The organism is Paenibacillus glycanilyticus, assembly GCF_023715145.1.
Lineage (GTDB): Bacteria > Bacillota > Bacilli > Paenibacillales > Paenibacillaceae > Pristimantibacillus > Pristimantibacillus glycanilyticus_A.
Genome location: NZ_JAMBNP010000002.1, coordinates 506,156 through 524,925 on the forward strand (window position 1 = coordinate 506,156; position 18,770 = coordinate 524,925).

An 18,770-nucleotide genomic window follows, 5' to 3' on the forward strand; every position below is an offset into this window, starting at 1 on the left:
GATGGGGAAGAAGATGCGGCTGGATAAGCTGCTTTCCCATACGGGTTACGGTACGCGAAGCGAGATCAAGAAATTGGTGAAACAGGGAAAAGTAACGGTAGCCGGCAAAGTGGCAAAAGACAGCGGCCTGCTCGTTGATCCTGAGGTGGACGAGGTTGCTTTCGACGGCGAGCGGGTCTCGTACCGTGAAGTGATTTATTTGATGATGAATAAGCCTCCCGGCGTCATCTCCGCGACGGAAGACCGGCGCGAACGGACAGTCATTGATTTGCTTGAGCCGGAGGATCAGTTAATGGAGCCATTTCCCGTCGGCAGATTGGATAAGGACACGGTTGGGCTCCTGCTGTTAACCAATGACGGTCAGCTTGCGCATGAGCTGCTGTCACCTCGCAAGCATGTGCCGAAAACCTATGAGGCGGTTGTGCAAGGGGATGTCGGCGGAGAGGATCAGGAGCAATTCAAGTCGGGCGTCACGCTGGACGACGGTTACGTGACGATGCCGGCAGATTTAAAGATTTTGCAAAGAGACAGATCCGAGGGTGGCGTAACTTCGGCTATATCGCTTACGATAATGGAAGGAAAGTTCCATCAAGTGAAGCGGATGTTCGAGGCGGTTGGCAAAAAAGTCGTGTACCTCAAGAGGGTCTCGATGGGACCGCTTGAACTGGATGCGGATCTGGAGGAAGGGACCTACCGCGAATTAACCGATGAGGAAGTTGCGCTCCTGCGCGCTCACCGGCACTCGGAATAAACAAATAGAGAACAGGATGGGGAGAATCGTATGGCATTGCAGTATGATTTGATTGCGCTTGATGTAGACGGCACGTTATTAACCGATGATCATCAATTAACAAGCAAAACGCGCGAAGCCGTGCGGGAAGCCGCCGAACGCGGGGCCGGCATTGTATTATGCACGGGCCGTGCGCCGGTAAGCGTGTTTCCGGTTCTCGAAGAACTGGGACTAAGCGGTACGATCATTACGCATAACGGCGGAGCAACGGTGGATTCGGACACGAGAAGACTCATTCATCAATATGAGATTGCACCGCATCTGCTTGAGCCGTTTGTTGAATATTGCAGGAAGAACAAAGTTCATTTTGACGTTAATACAGCTTTTGAGATGATGGTTGAATCGCTGACGCCCGAGCTGACGGAAATGTATAACAAGTTCCATGCAGCCCCTTCGATCTTGGGACCTGGCGTAAAGCTGCCGGACGGACTAGTGAAGTTTACGGTATTTGGCGACAAGGATACGATGGACCGCGTGCAGGAGGATTGGGAGAAATGGCCGCCATCCCTCCTTACCATCCGCAGCGGAGATTTCTTTATTGATGTGCATCATCCGGAGGCAAGCAAGGGCAGAGCGCTGCAGCAGTTTGCGCGCAGCCAGAGGATTGACCGCAGCCGGATCCTCGCCATCGGCAATTATTACAACGACATCTCCATGCTGGAGTTTGCCGGATGCGGCATTGCGATGGGCAACGCTCCGGATGGGGTGAAAGAAGCGGCGGATGTGGTAGGACGTTCAAACGCCGAGGATGGCGTTGCGCATGCTTTGCGCGAGTTCGCCTGGATCTGATTGGTTAAACGTAGGAAGGGGCAGCCCCCTTGGTCGCATAGACCTTGGGTGGCTGCCCCTTCTTTATTGGTTTTGGTGCCTAGTCCTTAGAACCAAACTCCTCTAACGATGATTACCAGAAGAATGAAAAGGACAAGGATGAAACCTACCGTATTGACGCCGCCTCCATACACGCCAGACATGCTAATTCCTCCTTGTGATTATATTCCGCTGGAAGGCTGCTGCCACTCGCGTACATTCGCCCTCTGTTCGGTATACAGTATTGTATTGTGAAACGCCCTGTTTCGAATGGACTCCTGTCACGATACAAACACATTTGGGTAGCTACCCAGAAGGAAAAGCTTGCAGGAGGCGGCGTTCGGCAGGATACCGGACACTCGCCGCGTCCATTAAGTGAATCGGCGAAGACCTTTCGGCAGGTGGTTCTTTAGTTGACCGCCGCTTGCTTTGGCCCAGCCGAGCGGAAGTCCGTCAACGGCTACAAGGCCCCAGCCGCTGGCATCGCCTGCTGCCGGGAGCGTCTCTCCGCGCAGATAGGCGGCAATTTCGGGCGCATCCGGAGCATAGCTCTGCACCCATGCGGCAGCATCCGAACGAACAGCAAGAGCAAGCGCATGTGCCGGCTCCAGCCGGTTCTTGCGGATATCCCCCAGATGGAGGCCGGGACGCGCGACTTTGAGTCCATCAAGATCCGCGGCGCCAAAGCTGCCGCTCGCTTGATGCGGAAGCCAGTAGAGGGCGTCGCCGAAGCGGAGCGCCTCGCCAAGGCCAAGCGTGAAGCCGGGCAGCGCCTGCTCGGCGAAGCTGCTGAACAACGCCAGCTCAGCCGTCAACGGCTTGGCGCGCCCTGCTGTGCGCTTGTCGCGTTCTCGGCGTTTGTCTTTGCCGCTTCGCAGGTGCCTCTCATCCGGTTCACTGCTGTCCGTTGCCGGGAGCCGCGATTCATCCGGGGCTTTGCGGAGCCGCGCGACAAAATGTCCCTCGCCGCGGACCTGGTGGGGCCATAACCGCTCGATCCGTTCGATCTGGAAGGAGGGATGCTTCGCCGCAAATTGCTCGATTGTCCTCTCGTTCTCTTCGCGGTTAAACGTGCAAGTGGAATAGACCAGTATGCCTCCGGGCTTGAGCATGATGGCCGCATGCTCCAAAATCTCGGAGGATCGTTCGGCGCAATAGGAGACATGAGCTTCGGACCATTCCGATACCGCATCTTCATCCTTGCGGAACATTCCTTCGCCGGAGCAAGGCGAATCCAGCATGATCCGGTCAAAGAAGGCAGGAAAACGCCTTGACAGCTCCTGTGGAGCCGCATTCGTCACTACCGCGTTGCGGATGCCTAGCCTCTCCACGTTTTCGCTAAGAATTTTTGCCCGTGCGGGGTGAATCTCGTTGGCGATCATCAAGCCCTCGCCATTCATGCCGCCGGCGATTTGGGTTGTCTTGCCGCCCGGAGCCGCTGCGAAATCAAGGATCGTTTCTCCCGGCTGGGCGTCCAGCAGCTCGGCGGCCGACATAGCCGATGGCTCCTGGATATAATACAGGCCGGCTGCATGATAAGGATGCTTGCCCGGTCTTGCTGCTTCATCGTAATAGTAACCAGTCTTGCACCAAGGTACGGGCTCCAAATGAAAAGGCTGCTCGAGAGCAGCCGCATGGTTCCCGATCGGTTGTCGACATTTCAAAGGATTAAATCTCAGCCCGTAGGCACGGGCATCATTGTAGCTGTCAAGAAACCGCTCGGCTTCTTCCCTTCCGAGAAGAGCCTGCATTTGCCGGACGTAAGCTTCCGGCAGCTGCACGTTCTTCAATGTTCCGCAACTCCTTTATGCTTATCTGTTACCGTCCGCGGCGTCCGCCCTGACTAGGGCCGCGGGAACCGCCGCCGCCGCGGGGACCATTACCTCCGCGTGGCGCATGGCCTCCGCCTCGCGGTGCGTTTCCGCCTCCGCGAGGCGCGTTGCCGCTTCCGCGCGAATCTCTGCCGCCGCGCGGGCCATTGCTGCCCGAGCTGTGCGAGTCGCTGCCGCTGTTAGGACGGCCTTCCCATCTGCCGCCGCTTGCTGCCGTGCGTGCATTGCCGCGCGAAGCGCCTTGGCCTTGGCCTTGGGAGCGCTCGCCGCGTCCGCCACGGTTAGCCCCGCGTGAATCTCTGCCTCCGCGACCGTATTCGCGCTCGCCTCTGCCTCCGCGTTCGTTGCCGGCAGCTTCCCACGGATTACCCTCGGTGTTGCCGCTGACAGCGGCATGTTCCGGCTTGCCGCGTCCGCCAGCTTGCGCACGGCCTGCACCCGCGCCGCGCTCATTGCGCTCGCCTCTGCCTCCGCGTCCGCCTTGCGCCGGTTTTGAATCGCGGCTGCCTCGACCTCTGCCTCCTCGTTCCGGCTTTTTGTCGTAGCTTTTGCTTTCGCTGCCCGCACGAGGGGTGTTGCTCTTCACAATCGTTCCGTCTGCTTCCACGGTACGGCGCTCAAGAATAGCGTTGATGCTGCGTTCGATATGAGCAACCGCCGCCCGGTCGTAAGGCGATGCTATTGTAATTGCAATGCCGCGTTGTCCGGCACGGCCCGTACGGCCGATCCGGTGAATATAAATCTCCGAGTCGGTTGGTACATCGTAGTTAAATACATGCGTAACGCCTTCTACGTCGAGACCGCGCGCAGCTACGTCCGTTGCGACTAGAATTTGCAGCTTTGCGTCGCGGAAGCGTTTCATAACCTGCTCGCGTTTGGCTTGCGTAAGATCGCCATGCAGCTCGTCGGATTCAAAGCCGTGATCTTGAAGATCCTTGTTAAGTTTTTTCGCGCGAACCTTCGTCCGGCAGAAAATAACGGCCAGGTAAGGACGCTGCGATTCGATCATGGAAATTAACGCTTTTTGGCGTCCGCGGTCAGTCGTCTCTATAACCAGCTGTTTGATATTGTCCAAAGTGACGTTTGCGCTTTGAATTTTAATATCAACGGGTACCTTCATATAATTTTCGGCAAGGCGTTTGATCTGGTCCGGCATCGTAGCCGAGAAGAGCATCGTTTGGCGGGCGCGAGGCGTCTGTTCAACGATGTTTTGCACTTCAGGCAGAAAGCCCATGTGCAGCATTTGATCCGCTTCGTCCAGAACAAGCATCTTCAGCTTGCCCAGGTTGATCGTTTCCCGTCTCATATGATCAGTCAGACGGCCGGGTGTTGCTACCACAATGTGCGGTGCGTTGTTGAGCTTGCGAATTTGCGCGTCTACGTCTTGTCCGCCGTAGGCGGCCAACACTTTGGCGCCAACGGCGGATGCAAGCTTTTTCAGCTCGCTTGTAATCTGGATGGCCAGCTCGCGCGTTGGAGTCAGGATAAGCGCCTGAACCTGCTCTTTATTGACATCGATTCGCTGCAGAATCGGCAGGGTGAAGGCGATGGTCTTGCCTGTACCCGTCTGAGCCTGGGCAATAACGTCTTGTCCGGCAAGAAGGACGGGAATCGCTTTCTTTTGCACGGGAGTTGGGCTCGTAATGCCATTGGACTGCAGAACGTCCGTTAGCTCAGGGATAATGCCCATGGATATAAATTCATTTGACATTTGTAAATTTTCCTCATTTCATCGGTCATGTTTAACGTTTAGTATAACAGTTGTGCCCTAGAAGTGCATCTTTCACCTACATATGCTATGCTGGGCCTCATAAGCTATTAAGCATACATGCAAACAAAGGAATGATCAACAATGAGTAACGGTACGGAACGCGCCTCGGTCAAGCCCGGGCTGGAAGTCGATATTGTTCTGAAGCAGGATCAGCGGACGGGGAAGCTGACGCGCGGAATCGTGAAGGATCTGCTTACGAATTCACCAACTCACCCGCATGGCATTAAGGTGCGTCTGACGGACGGCCAAGTGGGAAGAGTCAAACATATTTACTCTTGAGCAAGGAGCGGAAAGCACGATGGCATTCGGTATTTCCAGGTCTGAATTGACGGCGTGGAAGGAAGCGGTCGCCCGCGCGGAGATTGCGTTCCTGACGCATTATTGGGTTGACCGGCGGTTTCCTGATATGAAGACGGTGACCAAGGTAGGCTGCTCGGATCTTGGCAAGCTGGCACAGTGGTGCATGGATAACGGTCTGAATCCGAGATATATTCATCGGCGGGATGAATATCCTCACTTTGATCTTCTTGGGCCCAAGCAGCGCGAGATCCTTCTCAAGGAGAATTTGCTGTCACAGCTGGAGAGGTTTCAACTCTTATAAAGGAAGGGGACTGTTCGAGGATGCATGCAAATCAACAAATAGAAGAGTTAAGCTTGAACGCGTGGCCGTCGCTTCAGACCATCGTCTATGACGGCTGGCTGCTTCGGTTCGCAGACGGCTATACGAAGCGTTCGAATTGCGTTATGCCTCTTTATGAAAGCGGCAGCGAGGCTGCAGAGAAGATCCGTCACTGCGAGCAGGTGTACGCGGAACGCGGAATGGATACGATTTTCAAAATTACGCCTTTCGCAAAGCCAGCCCATCTGGATTCGCTGTTAAATGAGCGGGGCTATAAGATCGTAGATCCCGTCTATGTAAAGACGGCTTCGCTGGTAAACATTCCGGCCCCTTCCGAGGATGCGGCATATCAACTCGATGAGCTTGTGAATGAACGCTGGCTGGACGAGTTGGCTTCATTAAGCGGATTATCTGAGAAGCAGCGGGAAACAACCGTCAAGATGCTTGCCGGTTCGCCGCTCCGACAGTGCTTCATCACGCTGTACGCGGATGGGGTGCCGGCAGCTTGCGGGATAGGGGTTGTCGAGCAGGGCTATGTCGGGTTATACGATATTGTCACTTCGGAGCGGTATCGAAACAGGGGACTCGGCTATCAGCTGTTGCTTAGGCTTTTTTGGTGGGCTAAGCAAAATGGGACAGAGAAGGCTTATTTGTTAGTGGTACAAGGCAATATACCGGCAAACCGACTGTATGACAAATTTGGTTTTGAGACGCAATACGAGTATTGGTACCGGGTAAAATCTAGATTGCAGGATGAGTGAACGAACAACATGGCATTATGGCTTGCATTTGTACAAGGCTTTTTATTTTCTTTATCTCTATGTTTGGATCTTGGCATGGTGAACGTGGCGATTATTAAAACCGGGGTCGAGCGCGGCTTCAAGCCTTCGTTTATGATCGGTTTTGGTTCGTGCTTTGGGGATTTGACCTATCTCGCGCTCGCCATGATCGGATTTAGCTTCGTATTGGAAATTACGGTTGTCCGGTGGATTCTATGGATTGCGGGAACGATAGTGCTGCTCTTGCTCGCCTATAAAATGGCCAGAGAGTCGATTCACCCGAAGATGATCGATTGGAACGCGAGAGAGGGGAGCGGGGAGGTCCGGCAAAAACGAGGGCTTTCCGATTTCCTGTTTGGACTTGGAGCGGCGTTGTCCTCGCCTACGGTTATGCTGTGGTTCGTGGCTTCGGCTGGGCCAATTGTAGCCGAGGTGCACGGAGACAGCCGCTATACGATCGCTGTATTTATCGCGGGCTTTTTTACAGCGGGCCTAGTATGGTCGTTTGGCATGGCTTTCCTCAGCGGAAGGGCAGGCAAAGCGCTAGGCGCGAAATTCGTGAGAATCATCTCGCTGCTCTCCGCGCTGCTGTTTGTGTATTTTGCGATCCGGGTATTCTGGTCCGGACTGCAGTTTGTGCTTGGCCATTAATTCAGGCAATGTGAGGGATTAGGATGTCCGTAGTGAAGCTGCTGGCTTCTCAATTAAGCCGTAATGATGAAGAGCCCAATATCGAGCTGGCACGCAAGTTAGCAAGCGAAGAGAATTTTGCAAGCATACAAGAAATTATGGACAACCTGTCTAGCAAGGATAAAAAGATTCAACATGATTGCATCAAGGTTGCTTACGAGATTGGCGAGCTCCAACCAGAGCTGATTGGCCCATATGCATTAACTTTCATCGAGCTGCTGAAGAGCCGCGACAACCGTATGGTGTGGGGCGGAATGACGGCTTTGTCGACGATTGCGGATGTTGCATCGGAAACGATGATCGAACACTATCATCAACTTATCGACGCCATGAAAACGGGATCGGTCATCACAATGGATAAAGGTATTCTGACTCTTTCCAAATTAGCAGCCGTCAGCAAGGAAAATAACCGGATGATTGTTCCTTTCTTGCTCCGCCATCTGGAGAATTGCCGTTCCAAAGAAATTCCGCAGCACTCGGAAAGCGCGCTTCTTGCCGTAACGGCCGAGAATAAAGAAGATTTCTTGAAGGTGCTGCATAAGAGAGAAGAGCAGCTGACGGAGGCTCAACGAAAAAGAATCAAAAAGATTTATAGAGCATTGGATTTATAGCTGCACAGCCGAAAAAAGGGGGTGTCCCATAAGTCATTAAATTGACAATGGGACACCCCCTTTTTTTGTCTGGGCTAAACAGCAAACTGCACATTTAAATGTTCTTCCGATCGCCATTGCTCAGGGATTCCTCTGAATCAACGAGGTAAGGTGGTTGGAATCCCTTCACAAAAACGAACGCTGACGCTTCTCCAGAATCATTTAAATGCTCCGTCTGTCCTTACCCTGTTCATGAAATGCTCAAACAAAAAGAAGCCAACCCTTGTTAGAATAGAAGTACCACCAACCATTCTAAATAAAGAGAGGCTTCTTTATGTACAAAGAATATACCATGGATCAGCTGTCCTTGCCAATGGATTTGCAAGAAGATATCCCCGAAAATCATCTCGTACACGTCATCAACGACGCGGTCAATCGTTTAGATATGAATCTCTTCACGAAAGCTTATCCTGGAGGTGGCCGGGACAGCTACCACCCCAAAATGCTCATGAAAGTATCATCTATGCCTACACGCAGCGCATTTACTCTTCTCGCCAAATCGCTAAAGCGGTTCGCGAAAATATCATGTTTATGTGGCTTGCCGCTAGGCAGCGCCCAGATTTCCGCACCATTAACCGTTTCCGCTCGGAACGGATGAAAGACGTGTTGGAGACTGTCTTTACCTCCGTGCTTCAGCTTCTCATCGATGAAAACTACGTCAAGCTCGACCATTACTTCGTGGATGGAACAAAGATCGAAGCGAATGCCAATCGCTACACCTTTGTCTGGGGCAAGGCTGTCGTCAAACAGAAGGTAAAGTTGCAAGAGAAAGTACAGACCTTGTTCGCTGCCATTGAAGAGGCAGAGAAGCAGGAAGATCAAGCTTTGAATAACCTGGACCTCCCGGAGTTCGGAGAGGCTTCCGCCATCACAAGTGAAAAGCTTGAGCAGGCTGTTCAGCAGTTAGAAAACAAGCTGCAGGGAAAACCGAAGGACAAACTATTAAAGAAAGCGGTTCGCCTTGTTCGGAGAGATCTTCTGCCTCGCCTACAAAAATATGAAGGGCAGCAAGAAACACTCCGAAGCCGCAATAGCTTTAGCAAAACCGACACGGATGCAACATTTATGCGCATGAAGGAAGACCACATGCTCAATGGTCAGCTGAAACCTGGATATAACGTGCAGATTGGAACAGAGGATCAATTCATCCTCGCTTATAGTATCCACCAACGTCCAACGGATACGCGTTGTCTCCAACCACACCTGGACAAAGTGAAAGCTTCCTTCGGACAATTGCCGGGAACGATCATTGCAGACGCAGGTTATGGGAGTGAAGAAAACGATGCTTATCTGGAGTCTGAAGAACAACGGGCGCTCGTGAAATACAATACCTACCACAAAGAAAACACCAAAGCGTGGAAACAAGATATTAGCAAGTTCGAGAACTGGTTGTATGACGAAAATGAGGATGCTTGGACATGTGCAGCAGGTCAGAAACTCCTGTTCCGTCATGAGAGCAGAAGTAACACAGAGAGCGGATATGAAATCACTACTCGCGTGTATCTTAGTCTCTCTTGCGAGGGCTGCCCGCTGAAGGATAGGTGTACAAGAGCGCAAAGAGATCGAGAAATAAAGGTCAGTATGGAATATCTTCGCCTCAAACAACAAGCTCGGGAGCAATTAAAGAGCGAAGACGGACATGCCTTGTCGGTTCGACGCATGCACGAACCGGTGAGTGTGTTTGGCCAAATCAAGAATAACCGTGGATTTCGCAGATTCCTGCTTCGAGGCTTGCCGAAAGTTAGCCTCGAGGTCGGGTGGCTTTCGCTTGCCCACAATTTAATGAAAAAAGCAGTAAAGGACCAAAATCAAAAAATAGCGTTGCAGGGATAGCCCTCCGCAACGCTATTTTTATGAAATTCACTTCTTTAATTTACTGATGCGAGCCGTTTCTCTAGCGAGCGACCACCTTTTGAGACAGCCCCTTTTCGTCATAGTGAAATTACAGCATCAGAGACAGCAGCTGTTCCTTCGTGACAGGACCGAAGTAAAAGTTCACGTCGATCTCATCCAGCAGCTCGCCAAGGGATTCCGCATCATAACGCGTACCGATCAGCTTCGATGTAACCTCGCTGGTCTCGCCCCTGCCGAAGAAGTCGCCGAAGACGGCGGCGTCCACGATCTTGCCTTCTTCGACCTGCAGGCGGACATCATACGTGCCAGCGCCCTCGATACGCTTGGTCTGGCGTACATTAAAGGCAGGGGAACGGCCATAATTCCATTCCCAGCTGCGGTAACGATCGTCAGCCAGCTTCCTTACATTCGCCCAATCCTGCTCGGTCAGCTCATAGACGGGAATTTGCGGCTCGCCTTCGAAGATGGAGTCCAGCAAATACTGCTTCAATTCCTGAATCGTCATTGGCTCTTGCAGGAACTCGGTTATGTTCGCGACGCGGCTGCGGATCGATTTGGTCGCCTTCGAGACATATTTCTCTGCGTTTACCTTCAGGGCGGAGACGACATTCTCAATCTCCGAATTAAACAAGAGAGTGCCGTGGCTGAACATTTTTCCCTTTGTCGCAAACTGGGCGTTGCCGGAAATTTTGCGTTCACCAACTTGCAGGTCGTTACGTCCCGACAGCTCCGCGTCAACGCCAAGCTTGCGCAATGCGCGTACCACCGGCTCAGTGAACTTCTTGAAGTTATGGAACGACTTGCCGTCATCCTTCATGATGAAGCTGAAGCTCAGGTTGCCGAGGTCATGGTAGACCGCGCCGCCTCCCGACAGCCTGCGTACAACATGGATGCCGTTTTCCCTTACGTAATCCGCGTTGATTTCTTCGACGGTGTTCTGGTTCTTGCCGATAATGATGGAAGGCTCATTAATGTAGAAGAGCAGATATTCATCTTCCGGCAGGGACCGTAAAATATATTCTTCGAGCGCCAGATTGAGCGCCGGATCCGTGATGTTGTTATTGTCTATAAACCGCATGTGTGATTCTCCTCCGCAAGATTTCGTTACTCCCCACATTATAACCCCCACGGAAAGATTTTTCATGCGAGAGGAACAAAATAATCCCTACATGCTGCGTGCTTTGCCGCCGTCCCCAATCCAGGTTTTCTTCCAGTCCATTTGGGCAAAGGCCAGCATCACCACGCTGAGCACCGCAATCCCGCATAGAATCAGGAAGCCCGGCGTATAGGAACCCGTCGATTGATAGAGGTTGCCAAGAATGAGCGGCAGGGCATAACCGCCGATGCCTCCTGCTGCCCCAACGATGCCGGTTACCAGGCCTATTTCATCGCCAAACCGCTGCGGCACAAGCTGGAATACCGAGCCGTTGCCCGCCCCAAGGCACATCATCCCTGCGAATAACAGGGTAATGACCAGATAAAGAGGCGGAAGGCTCGAAATCGAAGCGAGCATAACAGCAGCGCCGGTGTATAGGATCATCAGAACCTTAATGCCGCCAATTTTATCGGATAAGTATCCGCCAATCGGACGGAAGAAGCTTCCCGCGATGACGCAAAGCGTTGTGAAGTCGGCTGCTTTTACGGCAGACAATCCGTACTGGGTATTGAAGAAGATCGTCAAATAGTTGGAGAGTCCTACAAATCCGCCGAACGTAACGCTGTACATAATGCAGAACAGCCAGGTATCGCGTTGTTTTAATATTTTTGCATATTGAGACAGCTTTTTTGGAGCGGGCTGATTCGGGCTGTCTTTGGCAAAGATCGTAAAGACGATAAAAGCAATCGAAATCGGAATAAGAGCAAGGCCGAAGACAACCTCCCAGCTGCCGTAATGCTGGGCAATCCGGTTAGCGAACAAGGTAGAGAAGACGGTACCGCTGTTGCCTGCTCCCGCGATTCCCATAGCGAGACCTTGATATTGCGGCGGGTACCATCGGCTGGCAAGCGGCAGTGCAGCGGCAAAGGATGCGCCTGCCACGCCAAGCAGAAGAGCAACGATATGAAGATCAGACAGGGAATCAACAAATTTCCAACCCCAGATAAGAGGGATCATCGTAAGCAGCATGCCGAGCTGCCCCGTTCTCTTTGGCCCGATATAATCGGTAAGGAAACCGAATACAAGACGAAGGATGGAGCCGCCGAGCACCGGCAGGGCGACAAGGTTCGCTTTCTCGATTGCCGTCATTTCATAATCTCCCATAATAACGACGCTAAGCGGACCGATAAGCACCCAGATCATAAAGCTGATATCGAAATACATAAACGCACTAAATAATGAAGGCTTGTGGCCGCTCTTCCAAAAAGACGTAGGGTTACTCATATCCAATTCCCTCCAATTATTTATTACCGCATAGCAGACATGCGTTCCCGGGACGAGAGTCTGCTTTCAGCCATCTCTAGTACAATAAAAAAAGGTCGCAAGCTGCCCTTGTTGGACAGATAGCGGCCTCTTTGCCGAAGGCGGTACAGCATTGTACCCACCGGATCGTACGGTCACATCATTGTGAACCCAATTCGAATTATAGGGGTATTGTCAATCTCATGTCAATAAACTTAACACCAAATTTCAAAACTTCTGTAAAATGATTTCAAAAGGCGATTTTTTGCGTTACTTATATTGACATGTAAGCAATCTTCCATTATGCTCAAAACAACTGATCAGCACAACGATGTGCTGTTAACCTTGGCAACGAAGCCCGATTCCCTGTTCGATAGGGAGCGGGCTTTTTATGTTCATTTTGGACGGTGGGGGAGGGAGAGCCTGAATGACTACCATGCAAAAGCAGCAGCTTGTTGTATCCGTAGAAGAAGCCATTCGTCATTTGTGTGAGGGAATGTCCCCTGATCGAACGGAGAAGCTGCCCTTGGAGGAATGCGTAGGCAGAGTACTGGCGGAAGATTTCTTTACACCGTTTCCGATGCCTCCGTTCCGCCGCGCGGCTATGGACGGATATGCCGTCCGCTCGCATACCATAATTGGCGCCGGTCCAGGCAGTGAGGTCATGCTCAGAGTGATCGCGGAGATCAAGGCGGGTTCATCCCGGGAGCGGGTAGAGAATTGCACCGGACACCGGCCGATAGACGACAGTGATGCCGTACGAATTTTTACGGGTGCGCCTGTGCCGCATCGTTACGATACCGTTATTATGCAGGAAGTGGTTACGCCAATTAACGGAGAAGACGGCAAGCCGTTGTGGATTGCAATAGACCGTCCTCATCCAAGCGGCAAACATATAGCGGAAGCGGGAGAGGATCTTGCGCCGGGCAAGCTGGTTCTGTCGAAAGGCACAACGATTGGGGCCAAGGAAATGGCGGTTCTTGCTTCCTATGGCCAGGCGGAAGCCATTGTTTACGCAAAACCCCGGGTTGCTGTATTGCCCGTCGGGGATGAGCTTATGGAGCCGGGTTTCCCGTTGTCCGCGAACCGTATCTATGATGCGAACGGGCTTGTTGTATATGCCTTCCTGAAGCAGCTTGGCGTAGAGGTCATCCGCCGGAAGCCGGTTCCGGATCATCCCGCTATTTTGACGAAGGAGATCGAGCTTGCGGCGGAGCTGTCGGATGTCGTTATTACGACCGGCGGCATCTCGGTTGGCGATCACGATTATGTAGAGATGGCCGCGGCTAATGCCGGCTTCGAGCCGCTGTTTACGAAGGTGCTGATGAGACCCGGAACACCGACCTCGGCCTTCAAAAAAGGAGATTGCCTGCTGTTAGGCTTGTCGGGCAATCCCTCCGCCTGCTATTCCGGTCTTGAGCTGCTGGTGAAGCCAACCGTTCAATGGTTAAAGGGGATGAAGAATTACCGTAATCAATGGCTGAAGGGAAAGCTGGAGGATTCGGTCGGCAAGCCATGTCCTTATCCGCGGTATATCCGTTCAATCGCTTCCATGGAGCTTGGGGTATGGCGAATTTCACCGCTGCCTAACGATAAATCCGGCAACATTGCGGCGTTTGCCGAGGCGAACGCGATTGCCGTTATTCCCGCAGGCGGAAGAGGCGCGGCGAAGGGCGAGATGATCTCCTTTCTATTACTAACGCATATGGCAAACGGAGGATTAACGTTGTGATGACAAGGAAACTAGCGGTAATCGGGAATGGGATGGCTGGCGTACGTTGCGTGGAGGAGATAAACCGGTTATCGCCCGAAGCCTTCGAGATCACGATCATTGGGGATGAACCTCATCCGAACTACAATCGGATCATGCTGTCGAAAGTCCTTCAGGGAGATACCTCCATTACGGATATAACCATTAATGAATTCAGCTGGTACAAGGAGCGGGGAATCCGGCTTCTGCTGGGTGAGAAGGCTGTGCGGATTGACGCGGCCGGCAAAAAGATCGTGCTTGATTCGGGGATGACCGTGCCGTATGACGAGCTGATTCTGGCTACCGGCTCTTCGGCTTTTGTTCCGTCTATTCCGGGTATTCATAAGTCCGGCGTAACAGCCTTTCGTAATATCAAAGATTGCGAGACGATGATAGAAGCGTCGGAATCGTACAGAAGGGCCGCTGTTATCGGCGGCGGTCTGTTGGGCTTGGAGGCTGCTCGCGGTTTGCTCAACCTCGGCATGGAGGTGCATGTTGTTCATAACGCTTCTTATTTAATGAACAGACAGCTCGATACCATGTCGGCCGATATGCTGAAGAGGGAGCTTATGAAGCAGGGCATGCGCTTTTGGATGGAGAAACGCACGGAGAAAATTATCGGCCGCAAACGGGCCGAGGGGCTCCAGTTCAGCGATGGCACAAAGCTAGTTGCCGATCTGATCGTGCTCGCCGTAGGCATCAGTCCGAATATTGCGGTAGCCGCAAACAGCGGAATTGCGACAAGCCGGGCTATCGTTGTTGACGATTATATGCGGACCAGCGTGCCGCATATCTACGCGGTTGGCGAATGTGCCGAGCATAACGGGACGGTGTACGGGCTGGTTGCGCCGCTCTATGAGCAAGGAAAAGTGCTTGCGCGCGTGCTGACCGGAGCGGATACGGCTCCTTATGCCGGATCGATTCCTTATTCCATGCTGAAGGTATCCGGCGTAGACGTCTTTTCGGCAGGGGATATTCAAGGCGATGTTGAGGTGGCGCTGCAGCAATACAACGGGCTTCAGGGAACCTACAAGAAAGTAACCGTCAGGAATGGCCGGATTGCCGGCGCCGTACTGTACGGCGACAGCTCGGAAGGAATAAAGCTGCTTGATTATTTGAAAAAGAAAACATCGGCCGAGGTGCTTCTCCAGAAAGCGGATGGAGCTGGAGCTGGCGGAGCTGATGCGGCTGTTCTCGCGATGGCTGATCACGAAACCGTATGCTCCTGCAACGGCGTCAGCAAAGGAGCAATCGCAAAGGCAATCGAAGAGGATAATCTGCAGACGGTTGAACAGATACGGGACAAAACCAAAGCCTCCGGTTCCTGCGGCGGCTGCAAGCAGCTTGTTGGATCGGTGCTGTCTTGCGTACGGGCTGGAGCGGGAGGATCTGCCAAGAAGGCTGTGCCGGTCTGCGGCTGTACGGCGCTAGGGCATGAGGAAGTCAAAGAAGCCGTTATGAAGCGTGCATACGCGAATCCGTCACAGGTGAGGGAGATGCTTGGCTGGAGTAAGGCTGAAGGCTGCGTGGTCTGCCGCGCGGCAATTCCTTACTATATGGGATTGGTTGACGGGAATAACGGGGATTCGGAATTGCCGAATGATAACAGGCATTGGACGATAGAAATCGTCAAAGATATTCTTTTAAATGCCAACAAGCTTCAGCTGCCGTCTCCCGTACGAACGGTAATGTCCGAGAATTACCTCACGCCTTCGGATGTCCTGGTGCGGGATTTTGGTCTCGCGGCTGCTCCTGCAGGCTGGGAGGTTTATGTAGGAGGTCATTCCGAGCATCCGGTCAAGCAAGCGCAATTGCTTGCTGTAGAGGCGGAAGAAGAGACAGCTTTGCGGCTTGCGGCAGCTTGCATCCAGTGGTACCGCGAGACCGCCTATTACGAAGAGCGTCCGTGGAAATGGCTTGAGCGAATCGGACTGCAGCCTCTCCGGGAGATGCTGCTTGATCGGGAGAATCAGGAAGAGCTTTTATACCGGTGGCAGACAGCAGAAAGGACGGAGATGGCATGGAGCGTCAAGTAGATACAATAACTTTTTCGGTGGAGCAAGCAAAGCAAGTCATGACTACGCAATGTCCTTTCTGCAGCGTCCAATGCAAGATGGAGGTTGTGGAGGACCGCTCGGGGCGGCGTCCATCTTATCAAGTGACGGCTATCCCGAACAAAGCTTCCGAAGGGCGGCTGTGCGTAAAGGGAATGAATGCCTATCAGCATGCGGTCAGCAGGGAAAGGCTGCTGCATCCGATGATTCGTAAGAATGGCAGCCTGACGCGTGTAAGCTGGGAGGAAGCGCTTGAGGCCGTCGGCAGCCGTTTTGCGCAGCTTCAAGCGGAGCATGGCGTCCATACGCTTGGTCTCTATGGCGGCGGATCGCTTACGAACGAATCCGCCTACCTGCTGGGCAAGTTTGCGCGGGTTGCTCTGCAGACCAAATATATTGATTATAACGGCAGGTTCTGCATGTCCGCGGCGGCTTCCGCAGGCGTCAAGACATTCGGAATTGACCGGGGGCTGACCAATACGATGTCGGATATTCCGCTAGCCGAGTGCATTATACTGGCCGGTACCAATATTGCGGAATGTCAGCCAACGCTTATGCCTTACTTCACGAGAGCGAAGGACAATGGAGCCGTCATTATTGTTATTGATCCAAGAGTATCCGCGACGGCTTCCATTGCCGATATCCATTTGCAGGTGAAGCCCGGAATGGACGCGGCGCTCGTTAACGGTATGCTGAAGGTTATTCTCGACGAGAAGCTGACTGACGAGAGCTTTATTGCTGCCAGAACCAAAGGCTTCTCTGCGGTGAAAGAGCATGTGGATGCCTTGAATTTGGAAGAGATTGCGGGGTATACGGGTGTAAGCGTTGAATTGATCCGCAAGGCGGCTATCAGCTTTGGCAAGGCGCGCACGGGAATGGTCTTTACGGCGCGTGGCGTAGAACAGCATGCGGATGGCCATATGGCCGTAAGGAATTTTCTTAACATGGTGCTGGCAACAGGTAAAATCGGCAAGGCGGGCTGCGGCTATGGCGCGGTCACCGGACAGGGGAACGGTCAAGGCGGACGCGAGCATGGGCAGAAGGCGGATCAGCTCCCGGGCTACCGCCTGATCGAGAATCCGGATGACCGTGCTTATATTGCCGGTGTTTGGGGGATCGAACCGGAAGAATTGCCGAGCAAGGGCGTATCCGCCTACGAAATGATGGAGCTTGTCCATAGCGGCGACATTAAAGGTCTGTTCGTTATGGGCTCCAATCCGATTGTTTCGAACCCGAATGCAACGTTGGTTGAGGAAGCGCTGGAGCGGGCGGAATTTCTCGTTGTGGCCGACATGTTCCTCTCGGAGACCGCAAAGCTTGCCGATATCGTGCTTCCGGTCAGCGCTTATCTGGAGAATGAAGGGACGATGACAAATCTGGAGGGACGTGTGCTGCTGCGTCCGGCAGGACGACCTGCTCCGGGAGAAGCTCGCCATGACTGGCAGATCTTGTGTGACCTGGCCTCCTCGCTTGGCAAGGAGAAATATTTCAGCTTCCGTCAGCCGGAGGACATCTTTAATGAGCTTCGGCTTGCAAGCCGCGGCGGCATTGCGGATTATTACGGCATTACGTACGACAGGCTCCGCAAGGAAGAGGGCATCTATTGGCCTTGTCCAGCACTTGATCATCCGGGGACGCCGCGGTTGTTTGGCGAGAGCTTTGCCCATCAGGACGGTCTGGCTGTATTCCAGACGGTGGACAGTCTGTCGCCGGCCGAACAGCCAACGGAGGAATACCCCCTCTATATGACGAATGGCCGTATGTTGTCCCATTATCTGACGGGGGTGCAAACGAGGAGAAGTCCCGTACTGACTGCCCGCGAGATAGAAAATATATTGGAAATTCATCCGTTGACGGCGCAAAAGCACCGGCTGGAGGATGGCGTGCTCGCCAGCGTGCAGTCAAGCCGTGGGACGGTTATAGTCCGCACGAAGCTTAACTCCGGTATCCGCGAAGATACCTTGTTCATCCCGATGCATTGGGGAGATGCGCAGAACGTCAATCGGGCTACAAATGCCTTGCTTGATCCCAATTGCCGGATGCCCGACTTCAAGACAAGCGCGGTGAAGGTCCAGCCGCTGGCCGAATATTTGCAAGAGCTTCGGGAGAAGGAGCTGATGACGGAATGAACGGAACAGCCGTGAAGGGTAGAGGAGGGCACCGTACAAAGACCAATCAGCTTGGCGGCGTCATATTGGCCGGAGGGCAAAGCAGGCGGATGGGCGGAATGATGAAGGCGCTTCTGCCGATCGGCGAGCAATTTATGATTGAGCATGTCCGCGATGCCATGTTACAGCTATGCGGCAGCGTAACCGCGATAGTTGCTTCCGAGGAGCAGGCGAGGCTTCTGTCTCGTTTGAAGCTGCCGTCCATGCTGGATACTTCCCCCGGGCAAGGGCCGTTAGCTGCCCTTCATACGGCGCTCGAATACAGCCGTGACTCCGCTCTGTGGGTGTCTGCCTGCGACATGCCGTTTGTCTCGGAGGAGGCTGCAGCCTGTCTGCTCGGGCAGATGGAATCAAGCTCCATGGCGGCTATACCTGAGATAAACGGACAGCTCCACCCGCTTCAAGCCATATACCGCGGGGAATGTCTGGAGCAGGTAGAGCGCTGTCTGCAAGAGGGTGATTTCAGCATGAAGGGATTACTGAAACGGATTAACTATGTCCGGGTTACGGCGGACAGGTTTGATGCTTTGGGGGTTGACCTCAGCTTTGTAGATAATATCAATACGCCCGAGCAATATCAGGAAGCGCGGATTAGAAAGGGGGTGTAG

16 protein-coding genes and 1 pseudogene are annotated in these 18,770 nt (G+C 53.1%); 12 read left to right on the forward strand and 5 right to left on the reverse strand.

From position 1 onward, the window contains the following. Position 1 precedes the first annotated feature (1 nt). Complete coding sequence (locus M3194_RS07525) at positions 2 to 751, forward strand: pseudouridine synthase (RefSeq protein WP_251652810.1); 750 nt, start codon at positions 2 to 4, stop codon at positions 749 to 751. Between the two features lie 30 nt (positions 752 to 781). Next, a complete protein-coding gene (locus tag M3194_RS07530) occupies positions 782 to 1,579 on the forward strand; it encodes a Cof-type HAD-IIB family hydrolase (RefSeq protein ID WP_251652811.1) in 798 nt (265 codons plus the stop codon). Positions 1,580 to 1,665: 86 nt separating this feature from the next. On the opposite strand, the gene M3194_RS07535 is transcribed toward M3194_RS07530, so the two are convergent. The 3 genes from M3194_RS07535 to M3194_RS07545 form a co-directional block, all read right to left on the reverse strand. Then, the gene (locus M3194_RS07535; RefSeq protein WP_091188792.1) at positions 1,666 to 1,761 is read right to left on the reverse strand and encodes a dihydroorotate dehydrogenase; all 96 of its coding nucleotides are present in this window, start codon (positions 1,759 to 1,761) and stop codon (positions 1,666 to 1,668) included. Positions 1,762 to 1,968: 207 nt separating this feature from the next. Further along, a complete protein-coding gene (locus M3194_RS07540; protein WP_285889161.1) occupies positions 1,969 to 3,387 on the reverse strand; it encodes an RsmB/NOP family class I SAM-dependent RNA methyltransferase in 1,419 nt (472 codons plus the stop codon). 28 nt (positions 3,388 to 3,415) lie between these two features. Continuing rightward, complete coding sequence (locus M3194_RS07545) at positions 3,416 to 5,140, reverse strand: DEAD/DEAH box helicase (RefSeq protein WP_251652812.1); 1,725 nt, start codon at positions 5,138 to 5,140, stop codon at positions 3,416 to 3,418. A 141-nt stretch (positions 5,141 to 5,281) separates the two neighbouring features. On the opposite strand from M3194_RS07545, the gene M3194_RS07550 reads away from it, so the two are divergent. From M3194_RS07550 to M3194_RS07575, 6 genes and pseudogenes are all read left to right on the forward strand, one after another. Beyond that, complete coding sequence (locus M3194_RS07550; protein ID WP_251652813.1) at positions 5,282 to 5,479, forward strand: YwbE family protein; 198 nt, start codon at positions 5,282 to 5,284, stop codon at positions 5,477 to 5,479. A 19-nt stretch (positions 5,480 to 5,498) separates the two neighbouring features. Next, positions 5,499 to 5,801 (forward strand): hypothetical protein, encoded by a 303-nt coding sequence (locus tag M3194_RS07555; RefSeq protein ID WP_251652814.1) that lies wholly within the window; start codon positions 5,499 to 5,501, stop codon positions 5,799 to 5,801. Between the two features lie 20 nt (positions 5,802 to 5,821). Continuing rightward, positions 5,822 to 6,580 (forward strand): GNAT family N-acetyltransferase, encoded by a 759-nt coding sequence (locus M3194_RS07560; protein ID WP_251652815.1) that lies wholly within the window; start codon positions 5,822 to 5,824, stop codon positions 6,578 to 6,580. A gap of 9 nt (positions 6,581 to 6,589) precedes the next feature. Continuing rightward, positions 6,590 to 7,249 (forward strand): LysE family translocator, encoded by a 660-nt coding sequence (locus M3194_RS07565; RefSeq protein WP_251652816.1) that lies wholly within the window; start codon positions 6,590 to 6,592, stop codon positions 7,247 to 7,249. A 23-nt stretch (positions 7,250 to 7,272) separates the two neighbouring features. After that, positions 7,273 to 7,899 carry a hypothetical protein gene (locus M3194_RS07570; protein ID WP_251652817.1) on the forward strand — a complete coding sequence of 209 codons (627 nt, stop codon included), beginning with the start codon at positions 7,273 to 7,275 and terminating at the stop codon, positions 7,897 to 7,899. Between the two features lie 313 nt (positions 7,900 to 8,212). Further along, positions 8,213 to 9,771 (forward strand): annotated as a pseudogene (locus tag M3194_RS07575) (IS1182 family transposase). A gap of 109 nt (positions 9,772 to 9,880) precedes the next feature. Here the strand turns inward: M3194_RS07575 and M3194_RS07580 are convergent. Both M3194_RS07580 and M3194_RS07585 read right to left on the reverse strand, forming a co-directional pair. After that, positions 9,881 to 10,870, reverse strand: a complete 990-nt coding sequence (locus M3194_RS07580; protein WP_251652818.1) for a lipoate--protein ligase — start codon at positions 10,868 to 10,870, stop codon at positions 9,881 to 9,883. 87 nt (positions 10,871 to 10,957) lie between these two features. Further along, a complete protein-coding gene (locus tag M3194_RS07585) occupies positions 10,958 to 12,172 on the reverse strand; it encodes a nitrate/nitrite transporter (RefSeq protein WP_251652819.1) in 1,215 nt (404 codons plus the stop codon). Positions 12,173 to 12,617: 445 nt separating this feature from the next. Between M3194_RS07585 and M3194_RS07590 the strand changes: the two genes are divergently transcribed. From M3194_RS07590 to mobA, 4 genes are read left to right on the forward strand one after another with little or no spacing between them, the layout of a single operon-like run. Continuing rightward, positions 12,618 to 13,922: a molybdopterin molybdotransferase MoeA gene (locus M3194_RS07590; RefSeq protein WP_251652820.1), complete on the forward strand. Its 1,305-nt coding sequence runs from the start codon at positions 12,618 to 12,620 to the stop codon at positions 13,920 to 13,922. Next, entirely contained in the window at positions 13,922 to 15,976 is a 2,055-nt protein-coding gene (gene nirB, locus M3194_RS07595; RefSeq protein ID WP_251653200.1) for a nitrite reductase large subunit NirB, read from the forward strand. The genes M3194_RS07590 and nirB overlap by 1 nt, the downstream gene beginning before the upstream one ends. Further along, entirely contained in the window at positions 15,961 to 18,123 is a 2,163-nt protein-coding gene (gene nasC / locus M3194_RS07600; RefSeq protein WP_251653201.1) for an assimilatory nitrate reductase catalytic subunit NasC, read from the forward strand. Before nirB ends, nasC begins: the two co-directional genes overlap by 16 nt. After that, a complete protein-coding gene (mobA, locus tag M3194_RS07605; RefSeq protein WP_251652821.1) occupies positions 18,120 to 18,770 on the forward strand; it encodes a molybdenum cofactor guanylyltransferase in 651 nt (216 codons plus the stop codon). Before nasC ends, mobA begins: the two co-directional genes overlap by 4 nt.